Annotated in this window: 21 protein-coding genes; 9 read left to right on the top strand and 12 right to left on the bottom strand. The window is 56.9% G+C overall.

What is annotated here, in order from left to right:
• Positions 1-17: 17 nt before the first annotated feature.
• From NTD87_RS27195 to NTD87_RS27185, 3 genes are all read right to left on the bottom strand, one after another.
• A complete protein-coding gene (locus NTD87_RS27195) occupies positions 18-755 on the bottom strand; it encodes an S-methyl-5'-thioinosine phosphorylase (protein WP_262117256.1) in 738 nt (245 codons plus the stop codon).
• A 12-nt stretch (positions 756-767) separates the two neighbouring features.
• Positions 768-1778 carry a beta-N-acetylhexosaminidase gene (nagZ, locus tag NTD87_RS27190; RefSeq protein ID WP_262117255.1) on the bottom strand — a complete coding sequence of 337 codons (1011 nt, stop codon included), beginning with the start codon at positions 1776-1778 and terminating at the stop codon, positions 768-770.
• 197 nt (positions 1779-1975) lie between these two features.
• On the bottom strand, positions 1976-2683 hold the full coding sequence (locus tag NTD87_RS27185) for a TetR/AcrR family transcriptional regulator (RefSeq protein ID WP_262117254.1): 708 nt from the start codon (positions 2681-2683) through the stop codon (positions 1976-1978).
• A gap of 252 nt (positions 2684-2935) precedes the next feature.
• Between NTD87_RS27185 and lexA the strand changes: the two genes are divergently transcribed.
• Positions 2936-3544: a transcriptional repressor LexA gene (lexA, locus tag NTD87_RS27180; protein WP_019692743.1), complete on the top strand. Its 609-nt coding sequence runs from the start codon at positions 2936-2938 to the stop codon at positions 3542-3544.
• 10 nt (positions 3545-3554) lie between these two features.
• A complete protein-coding gene (gene sulA, locus NTD87_RS27175; protein ID WP_262117253.1) occupies positions 3555-4028 on the top strand; it encodes an SOS-induced cell division inhibitor SulA in 474 nt (157 codons plus the stop codon).
• A gap of 106 nt (positions 4029-4134) precedes the next feature.
• Here sulA and NTD87_RS27170 read toward each other — a convergent pair whose 3' ends face one another.
• From NTD87_RS27170 to NTD87_RS27140, 7 genes are all read right to left on the bottom strand, one after another.
• Positions 4135-4368, bottom strand: coding sequence for a hypothetical protein (locus NTD87_RS27170; protein WP_019692745.1), 234 nt, complete (start codon positions 4366-4368; stop codon positions 4135-4137).
• 151 nt (positions 4369-4519) lie between these two features.
• Positions 4520-5044, bottom strand: coding sequence for a DUF6586 family protein (locus tag NTD87_RS27165; protein ID WP_262117252.1), 525 nt, complete (start codon positions 5042-5044; stop codon positions 4520-4522).
• A 142-nt stretch (positions 5045-5186) separates the two neighbouring features.
• Positions 5187-7808: a type I DNA topoisomerase gene (topA, locus tag NTD87_RS27160; protein ID WP_262117251.1), complete on the bottom strand. Its 2622-nt coding sequence runs from the start codon at positions 7806-7808 to the stop codon at positions 5187-5189.
• A 114-nt stretch (positions 7809-7922) separates the two neighbouring features.
• A complete protein-coding gene (locus NTD87_RS27155; protein ID WP_019692748.1) occupies positions 7923-8159 on the bottom strand; it encodes a DUF1653 domain-containing protein in 237 nt (78 codons plus the stop codon).
• A gap of 99 nt (positions 8160-8258) precedes the next feature.
• Positions 8259-9434: an acetyl-CoA C-acyltransferase FadA gene (fadA, locus tag NTD87_RS27150; protein WP_095165331.1), complete on the bottom strand. Its 1176-nt coding sequence runs from the start codon at positions 9432-9434 to the stop codon at positions 8259-8261.
• A 32-nt stretch (positions 9435-9466) separates the two neighbouring features.
• Complete coding sequence (fadB, locus tag NTD87_RS27145; RefSeq protein ID WP_262117250.1) at positions 9467-11614, bottom strand: fatty acid oxidation complex subunit alpha FadB; 2148 nt, start codon at positions 11612-11614, stop codon at positions 9467-9469.
• Positions 11615-12128: 514 nt separating this feature from the next.
• Positions 12129-12566 (bottom strand): hypothetical protein, encoded by a 438-nt coding sequence (locus NTD87_RS27140; protein WP_262117249.1) that lies wholly within the window; start codon positions 12564-12566, stop codon positions 12129-12131.
• A 104-nt stretch (positions 12567-12670) separates the two neighbouring features.
• On the opposite strand from NTD87_RS27140, the gene NTD87_RS27135 reads away from it, so the two are divergent.
• Complete coding sequence (locus tag NTD87_RS27135; RefSeq protein WP_262117248.1) at positions 12671-13108, top strand: universal stress protein; 438 nt, start codon at positions 12671-12673, stop codon at positions 13106-13108.
• Between the two features lie 196 nt (positions 13109-13304).
• Here NTD87_RS27135 and NTD87_RS27130 read toward each other — a convergent pair whose 3' ends face one another.
• A complete protein-coding gene (locus NTD87_RS27130; protein ID WP_262117247.1) occupies positions 13305-15221 on the bottom strand; it encodes an ATP-binding cassette domain-containing protein in 1917 nt (638 codons plus the stop codon).
• Positions 15222-15434: 213 nt separating this feature from the next.
• On the opposite strand from NTD87_RS27130, the gene NTD87_RS27125 reads away from it, so the two are divergent.
• Positions 15435-17363: a transglycosylase SLT domain-containing protein gene (locus NTD87_RS27125; RefSeq protein ID WP_262117246.1), complete on the top strand. Its 1929-nt coding sequence runs from the start codon at positions 15435-15437 to the stop codon at positions 17361-17363.
• A 79-nt stretch (positions 17364-17442) separates the two neighbouring features.
• Here the strand turns inward: NTD87_RS27125 and NTD87_RS27120 are convergent, their stop codons facing one another.
• On the bottom strand, positions 17443-19227 hold the full coding sequence (locus NTD87_RS27120) for an ABC transporter transmembrane domain-containing protein (protein ID WP_262117245.1): 1785 nt from the start codon (positions 19225-19227) through the stop codon (positions 17443-17445).
• 260 nt (positions 19228-19487) lie between these two features.
• On the opposite strand from NTD87_RS27120, the gene NTD87_RS27115 reads away from it, so the two are divergent.
• The 5 genes from NTD87_RS27115 to NTD87_RS27095 all read left to right on the top strand — a co-directional run bounded on the left by NTD87_RS27115 (position 19488) and on the right by NTD87_RS27095 (position 24479).
• Positions 19488-19667 (top strand): PA1571 family protein, encoded by a 180-nt coding sequence (locus NTD87_RS27115; protein ID WP_262117244.1) that lies wholly within the window; start codon positions 19488-19490, stop codon positions 19665-19667.
• Between the two features lie 714 nt (positions 19668-20381).
• Positions 20382-21110: a winged helix-turn-helix domain-containing protein gene (locus tag NTD87_RS27110; RefSeq protein ID WP_262117243.1), complete on the top strand. Its 729-nt coding sequence runs from the start codon at positions 20382-20384 to the stop codon at positions 21108-21110.
• A gap of 12 nt (positions 21111-21122) precedes the next feature.
• Positions 21123-21866 carry an EAL domain-containing protein gene (locus NTD87_RS27105; protein WP_262117242.1) on the top strand — a complete coding sequence of 248 codons (744 nt, stop codon included), beginning with the start codon at positions 21123-21125 and terminating at the stop codon, positions 21864-21866.
• Between the two features lie 39 nt (positions 21867-21905).
• Positions 21906-22574 carry a response regulator gene (locus NTD87_RS27100; protein WP_262117241.1) on the top strand — a complete coding sequence of 223 codons (669 nt, stop codon included), beginning with the start codon at positions 21906-21908 and terminating at the stop codon, positions 22572-22574.
• A 510-nt stretch (positions 22575-23084) separates the two neighbouring features.
• Complete coding sequence (locus NTD87_RS27095; RefSeq protein WP_262117240.1) at positions 23085-24479, top strand: undecaprenyl-phosphate glucose phosphotransferase; 1395 nt, start codon at positions 23085-23087, stop codon at positions 24477-24479.
• The last annotated feature ends 48 nt before the right edge of the window (positions 24480-24527 follow it).

Raw genomic sequence — 24527 nt, 5'->3', positions numbered from 1 at the left:
TCGGTGCAAGCGGAGACTCAGCCCTTCAACACCCGCGCCAGCGTCGACTTCACTTTGCCCATCCCGTCATGCAGCGCCTGTTCGATTTCGGCCATGGTGATCACCGCCGTCGACTTGCCCGCCGCCGGGTTTACCACCAGCGCCAGACAGGCGTAATCCAGTTCCAACTCACGGGCCAGTGCCGCTTCCGGCATACCGGTCATGCCGACGATATCGCAACCGTCACGTTCCAGACGGGCGATCTCGGCAACGGTTTCCAGACGCGGCCCCTGCGTGCAGGCATACACGCCATGGCTGCTGTAAGCACAGCCTTCGGCAGCCAACGCGGCTATCAACTGCTCGCGCAACGGTTCGCTGTAGGGATAGCTGAAATCGATGTGGGTGACCTGCTCCAGGTCATCGGCAAAATAGGTGTGCTGGCGACCGCTGGTGTAGTCGATCAACTGATGAGGTACGCAGAAATGTCCGGTGCCCATGGCGGCATGAATCCCACCGACCGCGTTGACCGCCAGAATAGCCTGCGCGCCCGCCTGCTTCAGCGCCCACAGGTTGGCCCGGTAATTCACCTGATGCGGCGGAAAGCGGTGCGGATGGCCATGACGAGCGAGAAACAGCACTTCACGTCCAGCGTACTCACCGATCTGGATCTCGGCCGACGGCGCACCATAAGGTGTGTCCAGGGCCAATGACTGGCGAATGCTCAGACCTTCGAGCTGGGTCAGGCCGGTACCACCGATAATCGCGTAAACCGTCATTGCAAAAAGTCCTTAATCAATCAGTTGGGCATCTTTGAGCGCACCAAGAGCGGTAAGCCAACGCGGGTCCTGCCGGTAATCAGTGCTGGAGAACGACTGACTGCGCATCCGCGCGATACGTGCAGACGGCTTGACCTTCAGGCGCTGAGCCGCGCTCAGGGCCAGTTCGGCTGCCGCGCGATCATTGCAGACCAACCCCATGTCGCAACCGGCAGACAGTGCCGCTTCGATCCGACTAGCAGCGTCGCCAACCACGTGGGCGCCGGCCATCGACAGATCGTCACTGAAGATCACCCCGTCAAACTGCAACTCTCCCCGCAGGATGTCCTGCAGCCAGCGGCGCGAGAAGCCGGCCGGCTGTGAGTCAACCTGCGGGTAGATCACGTGGGCGGGCATTACGGCCGCCAGCTGCTGGCTCAGACGAGCGAATGGCACGAGGTCATTGGCACGAATTTCATCGAGACTGCGCTCGTCGTTCGGAATGGCAACGTGAGAATCGGCCTCCGCCCAGCCATGACCTGGGAAATGCTTGCCGGTGGCGGCCATACCGGCGCTGTTCATGCCACGAATAAACGCACCCGCCAGCAAGGCCGCGCGCTCCGGATCGCCTTCGAACGAACGGGTACCGACCACCGCACTGCGCTGGTAGTCGAGGTCCAGCACCGGGGCGAAACTCAGGTCCAGGCCGACGGCCAGCACTTCAGTCGCCATGATCCAGCCACACTGCTCGGCCAGGTATTCGGCGTTCGGGTTGTCAGCAATCGCCCGCATCGCTGGCAGACGCACGAAGCCCTGGCGCAGGCGCTGCACCCGCCCCCCCTCCTGGTCCACCGCCAGCAACAGGTCCGGACGCACCGCACGGATCGAAGCGCTCAACTCGCGAACCTGGCGCGGGTGCTCGATGTTGCGCGCAAAAATGATCAGACCGCCCACTTCGGGCTGACGCAACAGTTGGCGATCTTCGGCCGTCAGCCAGGTACCGGCGACGTCCACCATCAACGAGCCTTGCAGGCCAGCAGTCATAGAAATTCCTTGATAACGAAAAGCGCGCGCGGCGCAACTTTGAAGAGCCCGGTCCGGTGCAGACACACGACTTCGCCACCAAGGGCGATGCCCGGCGGAACGTGGTCGGCAACGGAGAAATGGAGCGGGGCTGAAACGATAGTCGGCATGGGCGGCTAGCTTAGCGGATGTAAGCTGCCGCGCCCACCCGTGTGCGGTTAAACCTTGGCGGCAACCGGGGTCGATTTGCTGCGCGGACGCAACTGCGCGGTGGCCATGGCAGTGTCGGTGACACCGGTTTCCGCGCGCATGCCAGCAGCCAGAAACGGCACCATCAGACGCATCACCTGCTCGATCGAGGTATTCACCCCGAAATCGGTCTCGGCGATAGCACGCAAGGCCTTGATCCCCGACATGCTGAACGCTGCAGCGCCGAGCATGAAGTGCACGCGCCAGAACAGTTCGATCGGCGGAATACGCGGCGCGGCGTCATTGACCAGCATCATGTAACGGCGGAACACCTTGCCGTACATGTCTTCCAGGTAACGACGCAAGTGCCCCTGACTCTGACTGAACGCCAGCCCCAACAGGCGCATAAAGATAGACAGGTCATTGCCGCTGCGTGGCTGCACCACCAGGGCTTGTTCGACGAGGATTTCCAGCAGTTCTTCAAGGCTCGGCTTGTTGTCCGGCTTGGCCTGACGACGCTCCAGCTCGCGATCGAGACTGATGCAAAAAGGCCCGAGAAAACGCGAGAAGACTGCTTGAATCAAGGCCTTCTTTGAGCCGAAATGATAGTTCACCGCCGCCAGATTGACCCCAGCCTTGCTGGTGATCAGCCGCAATGAAGTTTCGGCAAAACCTTTTTCCGCGAACAACTGTTCGGCAGCATCAAGAATGCGTTCAACGGTTTCCGACTGGGCCATGACTACTCCGCCTGACAAACACTTGTTTGAAACATACGTTTCAGCCTGGGCCTTGTCAAGCCTGCCAGTTCGTTTTGCGAACGGTCGGTCAGCTATTTAACCATACATGCTGGCAGCTGTAGTCCGTCTTACAGACAGCGAGCTGACGACCTGCAAACCGACCGTCCAGCAGTCGGGTTAAAAAGGAGGATTGCCAAGATCACTTCACTGTATATAATCCCAGTCACTGTATAAAAAGACAGAGCGATCGACATGCTAAAACTGACGCCACGCCAAGCTGAGATTCTGGCTTTTATCAAACGTTGCCTCGAAGACAATGGCTATCCGCCGACCCGCGCGGAAATCGCCCTGGAGCTTGGCTTCAAGTCGCCCAACGCGGCTGAAGAACACCTCAAGGCACTGGCTCGCAAGGGCGCGATCGAAATGACGCCCGGCGCCTCACGCGGTATTCGCATTCCGGGCTTTGAAGCCAAGGCCGATGAATCCACCCTGCCGATCATTGGCCGGGTTGCTGCTGGCGCTCCGATTCTCGCCCAACAGCACATCGAAGAGTCCTGCAATATCAACCCTTCCTTCTTCCATCCACGCGCCGACTATTTACTGCGCGTCCACGGCATGAGCATGAAGGACGTGGGGATTTTCGACGGCGACCTGCTCGCTGTCCACACCACCCGTGAAGCCCGTAATGGCCAGATCGTGGTTGCGCGGATCGGCGACGAAGTAACCGTCAAGCGCTTCAAGCGCGATGGCAGCAAAGTCTGGTTGATTGCCGAAAATCCCGAGTTTGCCCCGATCGAAGTGAACCTGAAAGATCAGGATCTGGTCATCGAAGGCTTGAGTGTTGGCGTCATTCGCCGCTAAAGGAGGCGTTATGCAGTTCCCTCACACACCACAGCACGCACAACTTCCGCTGTTCGAAGCGTTCATGGCTCAGCCGCTGGCGCCGACCCTCAAAGATGTGGTCGAGTCGCCCTGGAGCGCCGAACCCGAAGCATTCAGTGAACTGTCCTTACGTGGTGCAGCCGGGAACTGCCTGAACCTTCTGGCCCCTATCCTCAGAGAGCTGAGCCAGGATCAGGATGCCCGCTGGCTAACGCTGATTGCACCGCCCGCCAGCCTGACTCAAACTTGGCTGCGAGACGCCGGCCTGAACCGCGAACGCATTCTGTTGCTGCAACCGCGGGGAACGCAAAGCGCCCAGCAGCTTGCTTGCGAAGCCTTGCGCTTGGGCCGCAGTCACACCGTTGTAAGTTGGCTGAACCCGCTGAACAGCAGCGCACGGCAACAGTTGATCAGTGCGGCCCGTACCGGGGATGCGCAAAGTCTGAATATTCGACTGGGTTAAGTGACACGCACTGAGCACTTGAAAAGCGCAGGGCTTCTCCAGGACAGAGAAGCCAATCTGTAACGTTGATATGAAATGATGCCCTACGAAAAGCCGACAAACGGAATCAATGAAGAATCCGCGGCCCTTCTTCTTTGTCGAATTCGCCTTCAACCAGGCGTCCAGCCATCTGCACACCCACGCTCAACATCGCCTTGGCGACTTCAACGTGCTGGCCCTGCAGGAACGCCTTGGCGTCTTCAGAGAAGTTCAAAGTCACCAGAGAACCCTCGTCCTCAGCCCTGCGCAGCTCAATACGGCCGTCTGGCAGCTCGACAATTTCTAGAAAGGACGTTGGCATAAAGGTCTGTTCTCCACGAAAGGCGGGGATTATATAGTCATCAGCGCGGCTTCGCTCGAGATCTTGACCGGCTGCACGCCACCGAAACGGGTGTTGGAGATCATCCCTGATCCATGGCTACCCATGAACGCTCAAGGCTCAGAGCAAACGCTCAGCACTCATTCAGCCCCTCGCGAAACCGAATGGCCAAGTCCTTGAGGTTCTGGCGCCAGCTCTCCAGCTCTTCTCGACTCAACTCTTGAGGAGCCTCTTCCTCGTCCAGGTTAACCGCCACGATCAGTGGCTGTGTCACATCCCCCTTGGGTTTGTGCGGTGCGCGTGGTGGTTGAAACAGCGCGGCATAGGCAGCCAGAAGCTTTGCCAGCCAGGTCTCAGGGTTGTGCGCCAACTCGACCATTTCCGCCATCTCCGGAATAGCGATGGCCTCGAGCACTTCACGGGTCAGCAACAACTCTGCTCGCGGTGCATTGGCCTGAGGCAATCGGTAGAAACCGGCAATCTCATGGCACAAGCCCAGCAGCGCACCATACAAATGAAATAACGTTGACTCGCGCCCAGCCTGGATCAGCGCCAGGGAGTTCATCGCCCGCCCCTCTTCCGCTCGGGCCAGCGCCTCAAGCGACAGGCCGGCGAAGTAAATTTTCTGATTGGTACGGGTATAGAGCTCAAAGGCCATGACGGCAGTCTCCACTACGAAATAAGACGCGTGATGCAGGTCTGACAGTGTCGTGGATCAGACAAGCCCACTGCAAGCCCAAAACAAAGGCCGCATGAAAACCCGAGGGTTCGCATGCGGCCTTTTGCATCGCATTGCCCGGTTACTTGGCTACGCGCTTGTCTTCAACCACCCACTTGCCACCGTCGTAGAACGCCTTCCAACCGGTAGGCTTGCCTTCGACCTCGGTCTGCACGTACTGCTCCTTGGTCTTGCGGCTGTAACGGATTACCGCCGGGAGACCATCCGGGTCCTTCTTCGGTGCTTCGCAGAGGAAGTGGTACTTCGGATCGATCTCATCCTTGTGCGGCACGATCTCGATCACCAACGGAGCACGAGTCTCGCGGTTTTTCGGGAACTGACTCGCCGCCAGGAACAGGCCGGAAGCACCGTCACGCAGAATATAGGTGTCGTTGACCTTCTCGCACTTGAGCTCGGGCATCTTCACCGGATCCATCTTCGGCGGCGCCGCGTCACCGCTCTTCAGCAGTTTGCGGGTGTTCTTGCAGGTCGCGTTGGTGCAACCGAAGAACTTGCCGAAACGGCCCGTCTTCAACTGCATTTCGCTGCCGCACTTGTCACATTCCAGGCTCGGGCCTTCGTAGCCCTTGATGCGATAGCTGCCTTCTTCGATCTCGTAGCCGGCGCAATCAGGGTTATTACCGCAGATGTGCAGCTTGCGCTTTTCATCCAGCAGGTAAGCGTCCATCGCGGTGCTGCAGATCGGGCAGCGATGCTTGCCACGCAGTACCAAAGACTCCGACTCACCCTCGTCGTCCGCAGCGATTTCATCGCCCGGCACCAGGTTGACGGTCGCTTTGCAGCGCTCTTTTGGCGGCAGGCTGTAACCCGAGCAACCAAGGAACACACCGGTCGATGCCGTACGAATCTGCATCGGACGACCGCACGTGAGGCACGGAATGTCAGTCATGACCGGCTGGTTGGCACGCATGCCGTTTTCCGCGCTCTCGGCTACTTCGAGTTTCTTCTTGAAGTCGCCGTAGAACTCGTCGAGCACGTTTTTCCAGTCACGTTCGCCCTGGGCGACGTCATCGAGGTTCTCTTCCATGCCGGCGGTGAAGCCGTAGTCCATCAGGTTCGAGAAGCTTTCGGACAGACGCTCGGTGACGATGTCACCCATCTTTTCCGAGTAGAAACGACGGTTGTGCAGCGCGACGTAGCCGCGGTCCTGGATGGTCGAAATGATTGCCGCGTAGGTCGAAGGACGACCGATACCGCGCTTTTCCATTTCTTTAACCAGGCTCGCTTCCGAGTAACGCGCTGGCGGCTTGGTGAAGTGCTGGCTTGGATCAAGCTTGATCAGTTTCAGCACATCGCCCTGCGCCATGTCCGGCAATACATCGTCGTCGCCAGGCTTGGCCATTTGCGGCATGACGCGGGTGTAACCGTCGAACTTCAGGATGCGGCCCTTGGCGCGAAGCTCGAAGCCGCTAGCTGCGACGCTGACGGTGGTCGACAGGTATTTCGCCGGCAGCATCTGGCAAGCGACGAATTGGCGCCAGATCAGCTCGTAGAGGCGCTCAGCGTCACGCTCCATGCCCGACAGCTTGCTTGGATCGGTATTCACGTCAGAAGGACGAATCGCTTCGTGAGCCTCTTGTGCGCCTTCCTTGCTGCTGTAGACGTTCGGTGTCTCCGGCAGGTACTTGCCGCCGAACTCGCCTTCAATATAAGTACGCGCCATCGTCACGGCGTCAACCGAGAGATTGGTCGAGTCGGTACGCATATAGGTGATGTAACCGGCTTCGTACAAACGCTGGGCCATCATCATGGTTTTCTTCACGCCGAAGCCCAGGCGATTACTGGCAGCCTGTTGCAACGTGGAGGTAATGAACGGTGCCGACGGCTTGCTGCTGGTCGGTTTGTCTTCGCGTTTGGCGATGGTGTAGCTGGAAGCCTTGAGCTTCTCCAGCGCCGCCATGGCCTGGGCTTCGTTGAGCGGTTTGAAGGCTTCGCCGTTTTCACGGGCCACTTCAAAGCGCACGTTGGCGCCTTTGGCAGTGCCGAGGTCCGCGTGAACTTCCCAGTACTCTTCCGGGTTGAACGCGCGAATCTCGCGCTCACGCTCCACCACCAGCTTCACGGCTACCGATTGCACACGGCCAGCAGACAGACCGCGAGCGATCTTGGACCACAGCAGCGGCGAAACCATGTAACCCACCACGCGGTCGAGGAAGCGACGCGCCTGCTGAGCGTTGACCCGATCGATGTCCAGCTCGCCTGGCTGGGAGAAGGCTTCCTGAATCGCCTTCTTGGTGATTTCGTTGAACACCACGCGCTTGTAGCGGCTGTCGTCACCACCAATGGCTTCGCGCAGGTGCCAGGCAATGGCTTCCCCCTCGCGATCCAAGTCGGTTGCGAGATAGATGGTGTCAGCATCCTTGGCGAGCCGGCGCAGCTCTTCGATGACCTTTTCCTTGCCCGGGAGGATCTCGTACTTGGCTTTCCAGCCATGATCGGGATCGACACCCATGCGCGAGACCAGCTGCTTGCGCGCCTTTTCTTTAGGCGACAGCGCCGGCGCTTCACCAGCAGCAGCCTTGCCACGCTTGGCGGCAGGCTCTTTGCTGGCGCTAGCCGAACCGCTGGTGGGCAGGTCTCGGATATGGCCGATACTCGACTTCACCACGTATTGGTTACCCAGATACTTGTTGATGGTCTTGGCCTTAGCCGGGGATTCCACAATGACCAGCGATTTGCCCATGGATCAGAAAATTCCTGAATTCTAGAAGTGAAAGGCGGTTGGCGCCTGACGCGGCACCGCTATATATAGTGGCAACAAGGTGAGGTCAAGCGCAGGGTTCTGCGCGCGCTCCGCTTATGGCCTTGAAAAAAGGCTCGGTTCGGCTTGCACCAAAGCAAAGCGCGGGACCTGTTCGCCGTCAACTTCGACCGACTCCAGGAACATACTCAAGGGACGCACCCAAAAGCCGTAATCGCCATACAGGGCTTGGTAGAAGACCACTTCTTCTTCGGTCTCGGAGTGCCGCGCAACACTGAAAACCCGGTACTGCGGACCTTTGTAATGCTGGTAGAGCCCTGGTTGTATCGGCATGGTCTGGCCCTCACTCAAATCTCTTGAAATAAAAAACAAAAAAATCTTCAGAAAAACAAAAACCGGGGCACATGGCCCCGGCTTCCGTCGACGAGTCGCTTAAACGCGTTCGAAGACGGTGGCAATGCCCTGGCCGAGGCCAATGCACATGGTCGATACACCGAAAGTGCCGCCATTCTGCTTCATTACATTGAGCAGGGTGCCGGAGATACGTGCACCGGAGCAACCGAATGGGTGGCCCAGGGCGATCGCGCCGCCGTGCAGGTTAACCTTCTCGTTCATCTTGTCGAGCACTTTCAAATCTTTCAGCACGGGCAGCGCCTGTGCAGCGAAAGCTTCGTTGAGTTCGAAGAAGTCGATATCGGAAATGCTCAGACCTGCGCGCTTCAGTGCTTTCTGTGTCGCCGGTACTGGACCATAGCCCATGATCGCCGGATCCACACCTGCCACTGCCATCGAGCGGATCACCGCCATTGGCTGGATGCCCAGGTCTTGTGCACGCTGCGCCGACATCACGATCATGCACGAAGCACCATCGGTGATCTGCGACGAAGTACCGGCTGTCACGGTGCCGCCCTTTGGATTGAACGCTGGCTTCAACGCCGCCAGGCTTTCCAGGGTGGTTTCCGGACGAATGGTTTCGTCGTAGTCGAACAGCTTCAGGAAACCGTTCTCGTCGTAACCCTGCATCGGGATGATTTCGTCTTTGAACTTGCCTTCCACCGTCGCTTTATGGGCGAGTTGGTGGGAACGCACGCCGAAGGCATCCTGTTGCTCACGGGTAATGCCGTGCATTTTGCCGAGCATTTCTGCGGTCAGGCCCATCATGCCCGAGGCTTTGGCTGCGTACAGCGACATGTGCGGGTTCGGATCGACACCGTGCATCATGCTCACGTGACCCATATGCTCGACGCCGCCCACCACGAACACGTCACCGTTACCGGTCATGATCGCTTGCGCTGCGGTGTGCAGTGCACTCATCGACGAGCCACACAGACGGCTGACGGTCTGGCCAGCAGCCGTGTGCGGGATCTGAGTCATCAAGGACGCCATGCGAGCGATGTTCCAGCCCTGCTCCAGGGTCTGGTTCACACAGCCCCAGATCACGTCTTCGACTTCGCTCGGGTCGACCTTGACGTTGCGTTCCAGCAATTTGCTGATCAGGTGCGCCGACATGTCTTCAGCGCGGGTATTGCGGTGCATGCCGCCCTTGGAGCGGCCCATCGGAGTACGACCGAAGTCGACAATCACGACGTCTCTAGGATTCAAGCTCATAAAATTTCACTCTCGCTCAAGTGTTTGGACGCTTAACCGAAGAACCGTTGGCCGTTTTGGGCCATTTCACGCAGCTTCGCGGTCGGGTGGTACAGCGCGCCCAAATCAGCGTACTGGTCAGCCAGGGCAACGAACTCTGCAACACCGATCGAGTCGATGTAGCGCAGTGCACCGCCACGGAATGGAGGGAAACCAATACCGTAGACCAGACCCATGTCGGCTTCGGCAGCGGTTTCGACGATGCCGTCTTCCAGACAACGCACGGTTTCCAGGCACAGCGGGATCATCATCCAGTTGATGATGTCTTCGTCGGTCACTTCACGCTGTTCGAAGACGATTGGCTTGAGCACTTCGAGTACCGACGGATCGGCTACTTTCTTCTGCTTGCCGCGCTTGTCGGTCTCGTAGGCGTAGAAGCCCTTGCCGTTCTTCTGGCCCAGGCGCTTGGCTTCGTAGAGCACGTCGATAGCCGAACGACGGTCATCTTTCATGCGGTCCGGGAAGCCTTCAGCCATCACGTCACGACCGTGGTGGCCAGTGTCGATGCCGACCACGTCCATCAGGTACGCCGGGCCCATCGGCCAGCCGAATTTTTCCATGATCTTGTCGATACGGACGAAGTCCACACCGGCGCTGACCAACTTGGCGAAACCGCCGAAGTACGGGAACAGTACGCGGTTCACCAAAAAGCCCGGGCAATCGTTGACGACGATCGGGTTCTTGCCCATTTTCTTGGCGTAGGCAACGGTGGTGGCAACGGCCAGCTCGCTGGACTTCTCGCCACGGATGACTTCAACCAGCGGCATCATGTGCACCGGGTTGAAGAAGTGCATGCCGACGAAGTTTTCTGGACGCTTGAGGGCTTTGGCCAGCAGGCTGATGGAAATGGTCGAGGTGTTCGACGCGAGGATGGTGTCCTCTTTGACCTTGTCTTCGACTTCGGCCAATACCGCTTGCTTGACCTTAGGGTTCTCGACAACCGCTTCGACGACCAGGTCGACGTGGCCGAAATCACCATAGGACAGGGTTGGACGAATGCCGTTGAGCACTTCAGCCATTTTTGCTGCAGTCATGCGACCTTTATCAACGCGACCCACCAGCAGTTTCGCGGCTTCAGCCAGACCCTGCTCGATACCGTGCTCGTTGATGTCCTTCATCAGGATCGGCGTGCCTTTGGACGCCGACTGATAAGCGATACCGCCGCCCATGATACCGGCGCCGAGTACGGCAGCCTGTTTCACGTCTTTGGCGATTTCGTCGTAGGCCTTGGCCTTTTTCTTCAGTTCCTGATCGTTCAGGAACAGACCGATCAAGCTCTGCGCAGCAGAAGTCTTGGCCAGTTTGACGAAGCCAGTGGCTTCGACTTCCAGAGCCTTGTCGCGACCGAAGTTCGCGGCTTTCTGGATCGTTTTGATCGCCTCAACCGGCGCCGGGTAGTTCGGGCCAGCTTGCCCTGCCACGAAACCTTTGGCGGTCTCGAAAGCCATCATCTGCTCAATGGCGTTCAGCTTGAGCTTTTCCAGCTTCGGCTGACGCTTGGCCTTGTAATCGAACTCGCCGGAAATCGCGCGCTTGATCAGTTCCAGGGCTGCTTCCTGCAGCTTCTCTGGAGCCACAACCGCGTCGACTGCGCCGACTTTCAGCGCGTCTTCCGGACGGTTTTCCTTACCGGCGGCAATCCACTCGATGGCGTTGTCGGCACCGATGATACGCGGCAGACGAACAGTACCGCCGAAGCCTGGGTAGATGCCCAGCTTGACCTCTGGCAGACCGATCTTGGCCTTGGTGGACATGACGCGGTAGTCCGCCGCCAGGCACATTTCCAGACCGCCGCCCAATGCGATGCCGTTGATCGCGGCTACGGTTGGGACATTGAGGTCTTCGAAATCGCTGAAAATCTTGTTGGCTTCGAGGTTGCCAGCCACAAGCTCTGCATCCGGCAGCTTGAAGTTGTCGACGAATTCGGTGATGTCGGCGCCGACGATGAACACGTCCTTGCCACTGCTGACGATCACACCCTTGACCGACGCATCTGCCTTGATGACGTCTACGGCCTGACGCAATTCGTTCAGGGTTAGACGGTTGAACTTGTTGACGGACTCACCCTTGAGGTCGAATTTCAATTCGACGATGCCACTTTCAAGAGCCTTAACCGTGATGGCTTTACCTTCGTAAATCATCAACTGATCTCCACGATATGGAAGCTGAACAGTACACGTCGGACGCTGACGTTCTGGCTCGGCATGGACGTTACCGTCGATGCTAACGCCATTCCACCAGGCACACCCGCCAACGCGATAGTCGGGATTCTGTAGGAGCTGTCTGTAATACAAACGCTCAATTCATACGCCCGTTTGATTTGGGTACGCCACCTTCACGGAATTTCCGACAATTGTCAATCGCCCAAAATGCGGGTTGAAACTCGACTTTGCGGTCATATCCGTACCACGAAGACCTGCAACACGCGGGTGCATGTTCAGCCATTCATAGAATCAATATTTAGAAACGTCGCCCTAATTACCGGCGCAACTCGAAATACGCAGCTACGCTGGCCGGGGACGATAAACGAAAAACAGAGGCGCTTATGCGCAAGATCAGCGCCACGCCTCGGACAGCGTGACGATTTAGAGAATTTCCGGCCTGCCTGGCCAACTCCAGCCCGATGAAGATGTCGGGCTTTTTATTGCCCGCCGTTCAGGCCAGCGCCTTGAGGACCAGATCGATTTGCTGCAACACTTGGGCCTCGCCCCTCTCGCCCCAATACAAGGTGATCATTTGCTTGTCGGCCTCGATCTTGTAGACGTTGGCCGGCAATGTCTGGAAATGAATCAGTAACGACTCATCCTGACAAACTTCTCGCCATTGATTGACCCACACGCCTGGCGCACTTTGCCAATAAATCCAGCACGCTGGCTTATTACCACGTCGCGGCCGATGGTATTGCGCACACGGGCTGGGGGGCTCTGGCTCCAGCCAATGCGGCCACTCCTGCGGCGCCAGCTGCATGGCCAGGCCGATACGTCGCGCCTCCATGCGCAAGGCCATCTGCCCCCCCTGTTTACGCGAAGGTCGCAGCCACGCCAGCGGGCTTAACACCACTGCGAGGATTGACACCACTATCCAGACCGTCATATCTGTACTCCCGATTCTTGATGGGCGGATTGATCCATGCCAGAACCAATCCGCTTGAAACCAGCCATACTTACCGTTATCGCAATCCTCAGGAGGAGCACCTCATGCCCTACCACCATATTCTGGTCGCCGTAGATCTAACCGAAGAGTGCGATCCTGTGATTCACCGTGCTCGCGAGATATCGGTCGGCAGCGGTGCCAAATTGTCCCTGGTTCACATTGTCGAACCGATGGCCATGGCCTTTGGTGGTGACGTGCCGATGGATCTGTCGCAACTTCAACAACAGCAGTTCGATCAGGCCAAGGAACGACTCGAACGCCTGATCAACAAGTATCCTGAACTTTCCAAAGAGAACAGCCACCTGACCTATGGCCAACCGCGCCAGGAAATCCATCATATGGCCAAGGAACAGGAGTGCGACCTGATCGTCGTCGGCAGTCATGGCCGCCACGGCCTTGCACTGCTGCTGGGCTCCACCGCCAACGACGTGCTGCATGGTGCGCCTTGCGATGTACTGGCGGTTCGCCTGATCAAGAGCTAAACCCCGTGCCCCTATGGGAGCGAGCTTGCTCGCGATGGCGGCTTGTCAGTCAACATTGATTTCGACCGACAGGACCTCATCGCGAGCAAGCTCGCTCCCACAATGAATTTATTTCGGTCTGCAGACCGTATTCCATATGAAAAACCCGACGTTCAGCGATGAACGTCGGGCTTTTTTTACATCAGCAGCGGATCAATCAGGCATCCAGCTCGGCCCAGCGCTCGACCAATACGTCGAGTTCTGCTTGCAGTTGCTCAAGCTGCGCGATGACCTTGGCGGTTTCGGCAGCAGGACGCTGATAGAAACCCGCATCGGCCATGTCGGCTTGCACTCCGGCGATCTGCTGTTCCTTGGCGTCGATATCGCCTGGCAGTGCTTCCAGCTCACGCTGCAGCTTGTAGCTGAGCTTCTTCTTGGCCACTGGCGCTTCTTGAGCAACCACCGGCGCAGGCGCGGCAGCGACGACCGCAGAGTTCAGTTCGGCCTTGCCGGACTTGTTCTCGGTTACGCCCAACAGACGCGGCGAGCCGCCCTGACGCAGCCAGTCCTGGTAACCACCGACGTATTCGCGAACCTTGCCTTCACCTTCGAAGACCAGGGTGCTGGTGACCACGTTGTCGAGGAATGCCCGGTCGTGGCTGACCATCAACACGGTGCCGTTAAAGGTCAGCAAGACCTCTTCCAGCAGCTCGAGGGTTTCCACGTCGAGGTCGTTGGTCGGTTCGTCGAGTACCAACAGGTTAGCCGGCTTGCTGAACAACTTGGCCAGCAACAGACGCGCACGCTCACCACCGGACAACGCCTTGACCGGCGTGCGGGCACGCTGCGGGCTGAACAGGAAGTCGCCGAGGTAGCTCAGCACGTGACGGCTCTGACCGTCGATATCGATGAAGTCGCGACCTTCGGCGACGTTGTCGATCACGGTCTTTTCCAGATCCAACTGATGGCGCAACTGATCGAAATAGGCCACGTCGATGCGGGTGCCCTCTTCGACTTTACCGCTGGTCGGCTGCAAGCCGCTGAGCATCAGCTTCAGCAACGTGGTTTTGCCAGTACCGTTGGCGCCCAGCAGACCGATACGGTCGCCACGCTGCAGGACCATGGAGAAGTCCTTGATCAGGAACGGGCCACCCGGGTGAGCGAAACTCACGTTATCGAGGACCATCACCTGCTTGCCGGACTTGTCAGCGGTATCCAACTGAATGTTGGCCTTACCGGTGCGCTCACGACGCTCGCTACGCTCGACGCGCAGGGCTTTCAGGGCACGAACGCGGCCTTCGTTACGGGTGCGACGGGCCTTGATGCCCTGGCGGATCCAGACTTCTTCCTGGGCCAGACGCTTGTCGAACAGCGCGTTAGCGGTTTCTTCGGCTGCCAGGGTAGCTTCCTTGTGGACGAGGAAGCTGGCGTAATCGCCGTTCCAGTCGATCAGGCCACCGCGATCCAGTTCCAGGATGCGGGTTGCCAGGTTTTGCAGGAAAGAACGGTCGTGCGTAATGAACAGCACAGCGCCCTGGAAATCCTTCAAAGCCTCTTCAAGCCAGGCAATGGCACCGATGTCCAGGTGGTTGGTCGGTTCGTCGAGCAGCAGCAGATCCGGTTCGGAAACCAGAGCCTGGGCCAGCAGGACGCGGCGACGCCAGCCGCCGGACAATTCGGCTAGGGTTTTGTCAGCCGGCAGTTGCAGGCGACTCAGGGTGCTGTCGACCAATTGCTGCAAACGCCAGCCATCGCGGGCTTCGAGGTCGTGCTGGACGTGCATCAGCTTGTCCAGATCGGCTTCGGTAACGCAGTTCTGACTCAGGTGGTGGTATTGCGCAAGCAACTCGCCCACACCGTCCAGGCCTTCGGCAACCACGTCGAACACTGTCCGCTCGTCGGCCACCGGCAGTTCTTGCGGCAATTCGCCAATTTTGAGCCCAGGCGCACGCCAGACAGAGCCGTCATCAGGCTTCTGATCGCCCTTGACCAGCTTCATCATGCTGGATTTGCCAGTGCCGTTGCGGCCGATGATGCACACCCGCTCACCACGGGCGATCTGCCAGGACACCTTGTCCAACAACGGCATAGCGCCGAAAGCAAGGGACACATCGCTGAATTTGAGCAGGGTCATGAGCTTCTCCAAAAACCGGGCGCGCATTCTACCTGACTTGAGGCGTCAGAAGGCTGGCATTTTAAATGTCGGAGCACTCTGCCCAACAATTGTTGCGAACTTATGCCAACGGGCCGGCAAAGCTTTCACCGGTTGCTGGCAAAAGGCTAAGCTACAGGCAATCAGTGCCGGCACCTGCTGGCACTTGTCATGATTTCTCTGCCCGGATGTCTCATGCGCAGTCGCCTTTTCTGCTTTTTATCGTGTTTGCTTCTTTCTGCCACTGCCGTTCAATCCGCCCAGGCGGTGGACCTGTTCACCCAGCGCCAATATTACGATGAAGCCAAGCGCGCCTTGGCCAAGGGCGATACCGGCCCGTATTTTCGCTATAGCCAGGACCTGCGCGACTACCCGCTGGAGCCTTATCTGGCCTATGACGAGTTGACGGCGCGCCTGAAAACCGCGAGCAACGACGAAATTGAAAGATTCCTCGCCGAGCACGGCGACCTGCCGCAAGCCAACTGGATGAAATTGCGCTGGTTACGCTGGCTGGCCGACCGTGGCGACTGGTCGACCTTCGTCAAATACTACGACCCCAAGCTCAATTTCACCGAGCTTGACTGCCTCAATGCGCAATATCAGATCAGTCACAACCTCAAATCCGAAGGTTACGCCAACGCTGAAAAGCTCTGGCTGACGGGTAAATCCCAGCCTGAAACCTGCGATACCTTGTTTGCACAATGGGCCGCCGAGGGCCAATTGACCGAACAGAAACGCTGGGAGCGCGTCAAACTGGCCGCTCACGCACGCAACTATGCGCTGGCCAACAGTCTGATCAACAACATGACCACCCTGGCACCACGCGGGCGCTTATTGGTTGAAGTCGCGCAAAGACCTGAAATGCTCGACCAGCCTTCGCGCTTCATCCCGGCCGATGAAGCCATGTCCGACATTGTCAGCCTTGGCCTTCGCCGCTTCGCGCGCCAGGACCCGGACCGGGCGCTGGACCTGCTCGACAGCTATGCCAGCAGCATGCATTTCTCTCGTGACGAAAAAGTCGCCATCGCCCGTGAAATCGGCCTGACGCTGGCCCGACGCTTCGACAGCCGCGCCCTCGACGTGATGACCAAGTACGACCCGGAGCTGCGCGACAACACCGTTTCCGAATGGCGCTTGCGCTTGCTGCTACGCCTGGCGCGTTGGGACGATGCTTATCAGCTGACCCGACGACTGCCGCAGGATCTGGCTACTACCAATCGCTGGCGCTACTGGAAAGCTCGCAGCCTGGAACTGGCCCAGCCGCAAAATCCGGAAGCGCAAACCCTGTACAAGAGCCTCGCGCGTGAGCGGGACTTCTATGGGTTCCTTGCCGCTGACCGCTCGCAATCGCCGTATTCACTGGTCAACAAGCCGCTGGTGTTGAGCCAGGCGCTGATCAACAAAGTCCGCAATACGCCGGGCGTACGTCGGGCCCTGGAACTCCATGCTCGCGGGCAGATTGTCGACGGGCGCCGCGAGTGGTACTACGTCAGCCGGCACTTCAGCCGTGACGAAATGGTTGCCCAGGCGAAACTGGCCTACGATCTGAAGTGGTATTTCCCGGCGATCCGCACCATCAGTCAGGCGCAATACTGGGACGACCTGGACATTCGCTTCCCGATGGCTCACCGCGAAACCCTGGTACGTGAAGCCAAGATTCGTGGCCTGCACTCGAGCTGGGTATTTGCCATTACCCGCCAGGAAAGTGCCTTCATGGACGACGCCCGCTCCGGCGTCGGCGCCAGTGGCCTGATGCAGTTGATGCCCGGCACCGCCAAGGAAACCGCGCGCAAGTTCAGCATTCCGCTGGCCTCGCCGGCGCAAGTGCTGGACCCGGACAAGAATATCCAGCTCGGCGCTGCCTACCTGAGTCAGGTCCACAGCCAGTTCAACGGCAACCGGGTCCTTGCCACCGCCGCCTACAACGCCGGTCCCGGCCGTGTTCGCCAGTGGCTAAGCGGTGCCAACCATTTGGGCTTCGATGTCTGGGTGGAAAGCATCCCGTTCGACGAAACCCGCCAGTACGTACAGAACGTGCTGTCCTACTCGGTGATCTACGGCCAGAAGCTCAACTCGCCGCAACCGCTGGTGGATTGGCATGAGCGGTATTTCGACGATTTGTAAGCACTGACAAAAATGCCCGCATTGAAAGATGCGGGCATTTTTTTGGCGGCTTACTTAGTCGGTTACCGGGTCGTCTCCTTTAAAAAAGATCGCTGTCTTCGGCAGCCCCAACAAACTGCAACGCCGCCAACCGCGCATACAGCGCATTGCTGGCGATCAGTTCGTGATGTGTGCCCACCGCTACCAGTTTTCCCTGGTCCATCACCGCGATCCGATCGGCGTTCTTGACCGTGGCCAGGCGATGGGCGATGACCAGCGTAGTGCGGTTTTGCATCAGGCTGGGTAGCGCTTGCTGAATCAGGTGTTCGCTCTGTGCATCGAGGGCGCTGGTGGCTTCGTCCAGCAGCAGGATCGGTGCATCCACGAGCAACGCTCGGGCGATAGCCAGGCGCTGGCGCTGACCGCCGGAGAGTCCAAGGCCGCCGTCGCCCAGATGCGTCTGGTAGCCATCAGGCATTTTTTCGATGAAGTCGTGGGCGTAGGCAATCTTCGCGGCTTCCTGGACCTGGGCCAGGGTCGCCGAGGGTTTGCCATAGCGAATATTCTCTTCGATGCTGCCGAAAAACAGCGCCGGGTTTTGCGACACCAACGCGAAACAACGGCGTAAATCCAAAGGATCAAGCTGGGTCAGCGGCACGCCATCGAGCAGAATGCGACCTGCTATCGGATCGTAAAAGCGCAGCAACAGGTCATAAACCGTCGACTTGCCAGCACCCGAAGGCCCGACCAGCGCAAGGGTTTCGCCGGCCTTGATCGCGAGACTCAAGCCATCGACCGCGTAGCTTTCGGGCCGTGAAGGGTAGGAAAAACGCAGATCTTCAAGCAGCAGTTCGCCGCGCACTCGGTCAGGCAATGTCACCAACCCAACGGTCGGTGGCTGGATGATGTTTTCCGAACGCAGCAACTCGGCAATCCGCTCGGCCGCACCGGCGGCCCGTTGCAGCTCACCAATCACTTCGCTCAAGGTGCCGAAGGCGCTGCCGACGATCAGGCTGTAGAACACGAACGCCGCCAGCCCGCCCGCGGAAATGCGCCCGGCAATCACGTCCATGCCGCCCACCCAGAGCATTACCGCGACCGCCCCCAGCACCAGCATGATCACCAGAGTAATCAACCAGGCGCGCTGGATGATACGTCTGCGTGCGGTATCGAAAGCCTCCTCCACGGTGACGGCGAAGCGCTGTTCGTCTTGCACCTGATGGTTGTAGGCCTGCACGGTTTTGATCTGGCCGAGGGACTCCGACACATAACTGCCGATATCGGCGATCCGGTCCTGACTCAAACGCGACAGGCTACGTACCCGACGCCCGAAGATCAGGATCGGTGCGATCACCAGCGGCAGCGTCACCACCACAATACTGGTGAGCTTGGGATTGGTGATAAACAGCAGCACGATCCCGCCGATAACCATCAGCAGATTGCGCAGGAACAGCGACAGCGACGAGCCGATCACCGATTGCAGCAGTGTGGTGTCGGCAGTCAGGCGCGACTGGATCTCGGAACTGCGGTTGTTCTCGTAGAAGCCTGGGTGCAGGTAAATCAAATGATTGAACACCTGCTGTCGGATATCGGCCACGCAGCGCTCGCCGATCCACGACACCAGGTAAAAACGCATAAAAGTGCCGATGGCCAGGCCCAGCACCAGCAACATGAACACGCCAATGGACTGATTGAGTAATTGCGGTGACTGGGTCATGAAGCCCTGGTCCACCAACAGGCGAATGCCCTGCCCCATGGACAAGGTGATACCGGCAGTGACGACCAGCGCCAGCAAGGCACCCAATGCCTGCCAACGATAAGGCGCGACAAAACGACTGGCCAAGCGAATCGCGCGGCGGTGACGAGCAGAAAGCATCAGGATCATCCGAAAGCGAAAACTGAAGGGATCAACCCGGCCAAGCCTACACCGGTCGATCCACCGGAACGTACGCAAATCACAATGAGTCAGGTTAAATATGACCTCTGACAATAGAGCCTAGATGTTATTGGTCTAAAGTCCGGCTAGAAGTCCGAGGTTATTTCTGGTGGACTGGTATGACCGCCTTGTCAGCCTGTAGGGAGTTGTCACAGCTTGGTCACTTGGTGGTCCTAGAGTAAACGCACAACCTGATGAGGAGACAGGCCATGTCCTTGCAACACAGCAGCGATGACAAGATTCAAGTGATCCGCACCCAGCCAGACCAGTCTCTGGGCTGCGCCATTATTGACGCCCAAGGGCGCGAAGTGCCGATCACTGAAGAGATGATCCAGAGCGCATGCCGTGAACTGGACCAACGGTTGGTCAAGCCTGCCAAGCAAGACTGATACATAGCCTTACGTCTTCCGCCCCGGCCCCTTGGCCGGGTTTTTTATGGCTGCCATTTGCAGCGCTGACGGGGGTGGGCGATCAGATCCAGAAACCCGGCGGTCTCAAGCAAGCCCGCACTCTTTCGCAGGCATTGCTCATGGCAGTAGCTTAGACACTAAGAACAATAAAAATAATGGCGTTTTAGTATCAACCCTTGGGGTTTCATTCGATAACCAAGCGGAACAACTTCAAGTTCATAGATCCCGCTTTTGACATATAATGTTACAAATATAATAGAAGCCCATTAATATAGCGCCCCGAGCGCGCACCCGTATTGCCCATAGCACGCAGTGAAATATCCTTATAAGTCAACACAAACACTCAAAAATGCGTACCTCTTCGCAATTCATACTCAAAACTTGTCAGTAGTGCCTCGTTCTGTAGCCTGATCCGAGGGGTCACTCTATTGCCCATCTAGTGCAACATAGGAAAATGTCAACCGAAGAGCCTAATCTCGCTGAAAGGTGCGAACCAACTAAGTCCGACATGACAAAAGCAACTGAAATTAAGCCCCGGCAGTTGGCTATGTCATTGAATCAACTGACAGCACTCGCGATGAAATGGTCAATTGGCACGCCTGTTCAAGACAGGGAAATGTTATAAAACGTCAGATAACTTCAGGATTTTGTGTATTAAGATTGCAACGCCAGCACATATGAGTAATTTTCACGATGAACACTGAGAGCAAGATCGAAAACAATCAGAGGGGTATTCTCGCTATTGGGCGCACCTGGCGCACATCAGAGAAACTAAGGCAGCTATTCATACCACACTTCACACCTGTATATATATTAGACCATCCCACCCCTCTAGAACTTGATATCGACACTCAGACTCTCGATGCAATACTCATAGAAATTGAAAGCCCATCGACGCTTGATGACAGCCTGGAACTGATTAAAAAATTACGTGCAGCACATGTAAAACCGACCATTGTTGTCGCCATCAATTATCGCTCTCCGCACGCTAAAATTGAATGTTACCTGGCCGGCGCCGATCACTGCATCAATGTACCGAACGATCAGGATGAAAAGACCAGGTTAATGTCAACATTGTTCACAAGTACTGATTGGAAGCCGACCACCACGTTAACCCTGGATCAAACTTGCCTGCACTTATATAACAATGAACACAAGATCGATCTCGCCTACCAGGAAATGAAAGCCCTGGATGCGCTTATCAATGCGGAAGGCCATATTCTGCACCATGACTGCATGGCTGAATCCATGGGTTTAAATATAAAGCTCTACGACCCACGCGTCCTGGAAAAGTCCATAAGCCGGCTTCGCAACAAAGTAAAAAAAAACGTTGGCATTAACATAATTCACAGTGTTCGCGGTTATGGCTATCGACTGCTCCGAGGGGTCGTGTCTGTAAAGCAAACACATTTCCACTCTTAAAGGGACTGAGCCATGGAATCAAGCAGGCAACCTATAGATCAAGAACGCTTCGCTTTGATTTTCTTCAGACAATCGATTCTCAAACGAAACGACGAGCTGTTCGGCAATGAAATTCATGCCAAGGCAACACAACAGAATGTCCCCCTGACCAAGGGGTATCAACCCTTGCATCCCGATCATCCACTGACGATCTATCGCGAAGTACTGACCCGGATTCAGTTAAATGCCATTTCCCAACCGCCCCCCGCCACAAACACTCCAAACAAGCTGTTTGTGACCGTGAACCAATCCTCTTTATTGGACAAAGCGCTCATCAAGGAAATGAACAACGCTCAAGCGATACTCAAAGAGCATCAGCAACAGCTGATCCCCAGCATCAACAGCAGCGCGTTTACCTCGTTCAACCTAAAAGAAAAAAGAACCATTATCAGTCACATCCACCTATTAAAAGACAACGGGATCGAGGTCGCTTTCGCGGGTTATGACTTCAGCGACAACCGCGCGGAAAAGCTGATCAGCCTGGCATTGTTTGATTATATAAAAGTGGATCTGACCTACACCAACTTCGACATCATGGTCGAAAACAGCCAGGACTTTTTCAATCGGTCCTACGACACCCTGAGCCGCATGAGCCATGACAGCAAGATCAAGTTCATAGCGGACCGAGTGGAGCACAAAGCGCTACACACGCTGGCTCGCAGCATGCCCTTCGATTTTTTCCAGGGGAGGTACTACTCACCGACCGAGGTTATTTAAGTTCTCAAAAGTTTCACCCGCCCAGGAAGGAACCTAATTATGAATACGTCCAACAATAATTTTTTAATTTTCACCCGAGACCAACTGGCACGACAAGCAATAGAGTCGCTTCTCGCACAACGGCTGTATTTATCTTTTGAAATCGAGTCCGGCAAACTCAGCTGCGAGCGAATCAAAAAGAATCGCTTCACGCACATCCTGCTCGACCAGGCGGACATATCGCTGAGTGATGTCAGCTTTATCCGCAGGAATCAAAAAGATGCAGAGATCATACTCATAACGCCCAACTCGGAGCACTCGGAACTCCATCACTTCTCGCATTTCGGGATTGATGGCTTTATCAAGAAGCCAGTGGCCGATGAAGAGTTCATCTCGGCGGTAAGTCGAGTTAAAGAGTCGCAAGGCAATTCCGAGATCTGGTGGTTTAACGCGGATGAGCGAACCCTGATCAAGGAAGATACAACCATCCTGTTGACCGGTACCGAATCGTTGATGCTCACACAGTTGGTCATCAGCGATCGACGAGTACTCAGCAAGACAGATCTGATCCTGCGCATTGATAAGGACCCGGAACGTTACAGCGGTCTTGAGATGTGTTTGAGCAGGCTGCAGAAAAAATTCAAGGGCGCGGCCAATGGAGAGCGCCTTGTTCGCTCAGTGAGAAACCGCGGTTATTGCCTGGCCCAAAGGATAAGAGTCGCTTACTGATTGAGCTCGCAAAAATAATAACAATAAATGCGAGCCCCAGCCCCCTCCAGGCACACAACCATCGCTGAACCACCCTCCTCTTCGCGCTATTGTTCCTGCTTTCCACTTCTCGTCCATCATCCACGCCACAGTTTCTGTCCAGCCTCCTCCCTCTTGCACTCGACAAGCGCCTGTCGGAATACGGCAATTATATAGATAACCTGGCTATGTGCTCCTAGCCCAAGAGCACGACCTTTTATAACAGCGCCCACAACAGCGTGGCCGTTATAATTCGTCAGACACCCACAAAGATTAAGGCACTAGTATAAAAACCGGACTCTGAGACAACCGTATCAGCCGACACCTTTATAAAAACACACCCCCTATGGCCAGTCATTAGCCCGCCGATTCTCAACATCAATCATAAAAACAATGCCTGATGAAATCGCACGACCCAAGACTTTGCGCGTGGCTGCCATTTATCAACCGTCGACTGATACACAACGTGGCGCACGCCCGAGGAATACCGCGATGGTACATAATCGTATTAATCGGAACAGCATAACCAAAGGACTTACGTTCTGGGGGCAATGGGCAATTGCCATCACTTCGGTCAATGCATTGTTATTTGCTCTGGCGCTGTACCAGACCGGAGAAGTCGACGCCCGTTATCGTGTGCTGGCGGTGCTTACTTTTCTGGGGTCGGTCCCTTCCTACTCCTTGCTGCAGGTCTATCACAAACGGCACGGTTACCTCACCGGCCTGGGACGCCTGCTGCTGGGTTGGTTGCTGACGCTGGCGGGGCTGACCAGTATCGGTTTTCTGAGCAAGACCGGCGAATTGTTCTCCCGGGAAATCATCCTGATCTGGGCCGTGGCCGGTTATTGCCTGCAGGCCTTGCTGTACCTGCCCCTGCATGGTTTTTCCAGACACTACCATCGGCAAATGCACAGCCAGTACAACACCCTGATCATCGGCACCGACCGACTGGCGGTGAAGCTGGCAGACACACTGGCCAAGACCGAATATCCGCCGCTGGTTGGCCTGATCAGTTCCAGCCCCAACGAGCTGTCTACCAGCATCAGCGCCCACAGGATCGTTGGCCCGTTGCAGGAGCTGCGCGAGCTGATCCGGGCTCACGATATCCGGCGGCTGTACATCGCACTGTCCTTGAGTGAAGCCAAACAGGTCGAAGCGCTGTACATCGATCTTCTCGACTCGAATGTGGATGTGGTCTGGGTTCCCGACCTGGGCAGCATGACCTTGCTCAATCACTCCGTCAGCGAACTGGATGGCCTGCCCGCCATCCACCTCAATGAAAGCCCATTGACCAGCTACCCTACGGCGGCGCTGAGCAAGACCTTGCTCGACAGAAGCCTGGCCGCCCTGGCAATCATCGGCTTCAGCCCGTTGCTTCTGGTGATCGCCGTCGCGGTGAAGGTCTCCTCCCCGGGGCCGATCATCTTCAAACAGGAGCGGCACGGCTGGAACGGCAAGATCATCAAGGTCTGGAAATTCCGCTCCATGCGCCTGCACGACGACCATCAGGTCCAGCAGGCCGGCCGTCAAGACCCGCGCATTACACCGATCGGCCGTTTTATACGACGCACGTCCATCGATGAACTGCCGCAGTTCTTCAATGTGCTGCAAGGCCATATGGCGCTGGTCGGGCCTCGGCCGCATGCCATCGCCCATAACGACTACTACACGGGCAAGATCCGCGCCTACATGGCCCGCCATCGGATCAAGCCGGGTATTACCGGGCTGGCCCAGATCAGTGGCTGCCGTGGCGAAACCGAAACCCTCGACAAGATGCAAAAGCGCGTAGAGATCGATCTCAACTACATCAACAACTGGTCGTTGTGGCTCGATATAAAGATCCTGATCAAGACCCCCTTCACGCTCTTTTCCAAGGACATCTATTAGCCCGTGCCCATAGCCTGTCTATGCTTGAGCCTGTTGCGAACAGGGTTG

The organism is Pseudomonas sp. 6D_7.1_Bac1 (assembly GCF_025465945.1).
In the GTDB taxonomy this organism is placed as follows: Bacteria; Pseudomonadota; Gammaproteobacteria; order Pseudomonadales; family Pseudomonadaceae; genus Aquipseudomonas.
Note: the sequence above shows the minus strand (reverse complement) of the source record. Positions and strands in the feature narration are given on the sequence as shown.

Coding starts and splice junctions, on each gene's coding strand:
- NTD87_RS27195 (WP_262117256.1), bottom strand. CDS start 755: ATGACGGTTTACGCGATTATCGGTGGTACCGGCCTGACCCAGCTCGAA.
- nagZ (WP_262117255.1), bottom strand. CDS start 1,778: ATGACTGCTGGCCTGCAAGGCTCGTTGATGGTGGACGTCGCCGGTACC.
- NTD87_RS27185 (WP_262117254.1), bottom strand. CDS start 2,683: ATGGCCCAGTCGGAAACCGTTGAACGCATTCTTGATGCTGCCGAACAG.
- lexA (WP_019692743.1), top strand. CDS start 2,936: ATGCTAAAACTGACGCCACGCCAAGCTGAGATTCTGGCTTTTATCAAA.
- sulA (WP_262117253.1), top strand. CDS start 3,555: ATGCAGTTCCCTCACACACCACAGCACGCACAACTTCCGCTGTTCGAA.
- NTD87_RS27170 (WP_019692745.1), bottom strand. CDS start 4,368: ATGCCAACGTCCTTTCTAGAAATTGTCGAGCTGCCAGACGGCCGTATT.
- NTD87_RS27165 (WP_262117252.1), bottom strand. CDS start 5,044: ATGGCCTTTGAGCTCTATACCCGTACCAATCAGAAAATTTACTTCGCC.
- topA (WP_262117251.1), bottom strand. CDS start 7,808: ATGGGCAAATCGCTGGTCATTGTGGAATCCCCGGCTAAGGCCAAGACC.
- NTD87_RS27155 (WP_019692748.1), bottom strand. CDS start 8,159: ATGCCGATACAACCAGGGCTCTACCAGCATTACAAAGGTCCGCAGTAC.
- fadA (WP_095165331.1), bottom strand. CDS start 9,434: ATGAGCTTGAATCCTAGAGACGTCGTGATTGTCGACTTCGGTCGTACT.
- fadB (WP_262117250.1), bottom strand. CDS start 11,614: ATGATTTACGAAGGTAAAGCCATCACGGTTAAGGCTCTTGAAAGTGGC.
- NTD87_RS27140 (WP_262117249.1), bottom strand. CDS start 12,566: ATGACGGTCTGGATAGTGGTGTCAATCCTCGCAGTGGTGTTAAGCCCG.
- NTD87_RS27135 (WP_262117248.1), top strand. CDS start 12,671: ATGCCCTACCACCATATTCTGGTCGCCGTAGATCTAACCGAAGAGTGC.
- NTD87_RS27130 (WP_262117247.1), bottom strand. CDS start 15,221: ATGACCCTGCTCAAATTCAGCGATGTGTCCCTTGCTTTCGGCGCTATG.
- NTD87_RS27125 (WP_262117246.1), top strand. CDS start 15,435: ATGCGCAGTCGCCTTTTCTGCTTTTTATCGTGTTTGCTTCTTTCTGCC.
- NTD87_RS27120 (WP_262117245.1), bottom strand. CDS start 19,227: ATGATCCTGATGCTTTCTGCTCGTCACCGCCGCGCGATTCGCTTGGCC.
- NTD87_RS27115 (WP_262117244.1), top strand. CDS start 19,488: ATGTCCTTGCAACACAGCAGCGATGACAAGATTCAAGTGATCCGCACC.
- NTD87_RS27110 (WP_262117243.1), top strand. CDS start 20,382: ATGAACACTGAGAGCAAGATCGAAAACAATCAGAGGGGTATTCTCGCT.
- NTD87_RS27105 (WP_262117242.1), top strand. CDS start 21,123: ATGGAATCAAGCAGGCAACCTATAGATCAAGAACGCTTCGCTTTGATT.
- NTD87_RS27100 (WP_262117241.1), top strand. CDS start 21,906: ATGAATACGTCCAACAATAATTTTTTAATTTTCACCCGAGACCAACTG.
- NTD87_RS27095 (WP_262117240.1), top strand. CDS start 23,085: ATGGTACATAATCGTATTAATCGGAACAGCATAACCAAAGGACTTACG.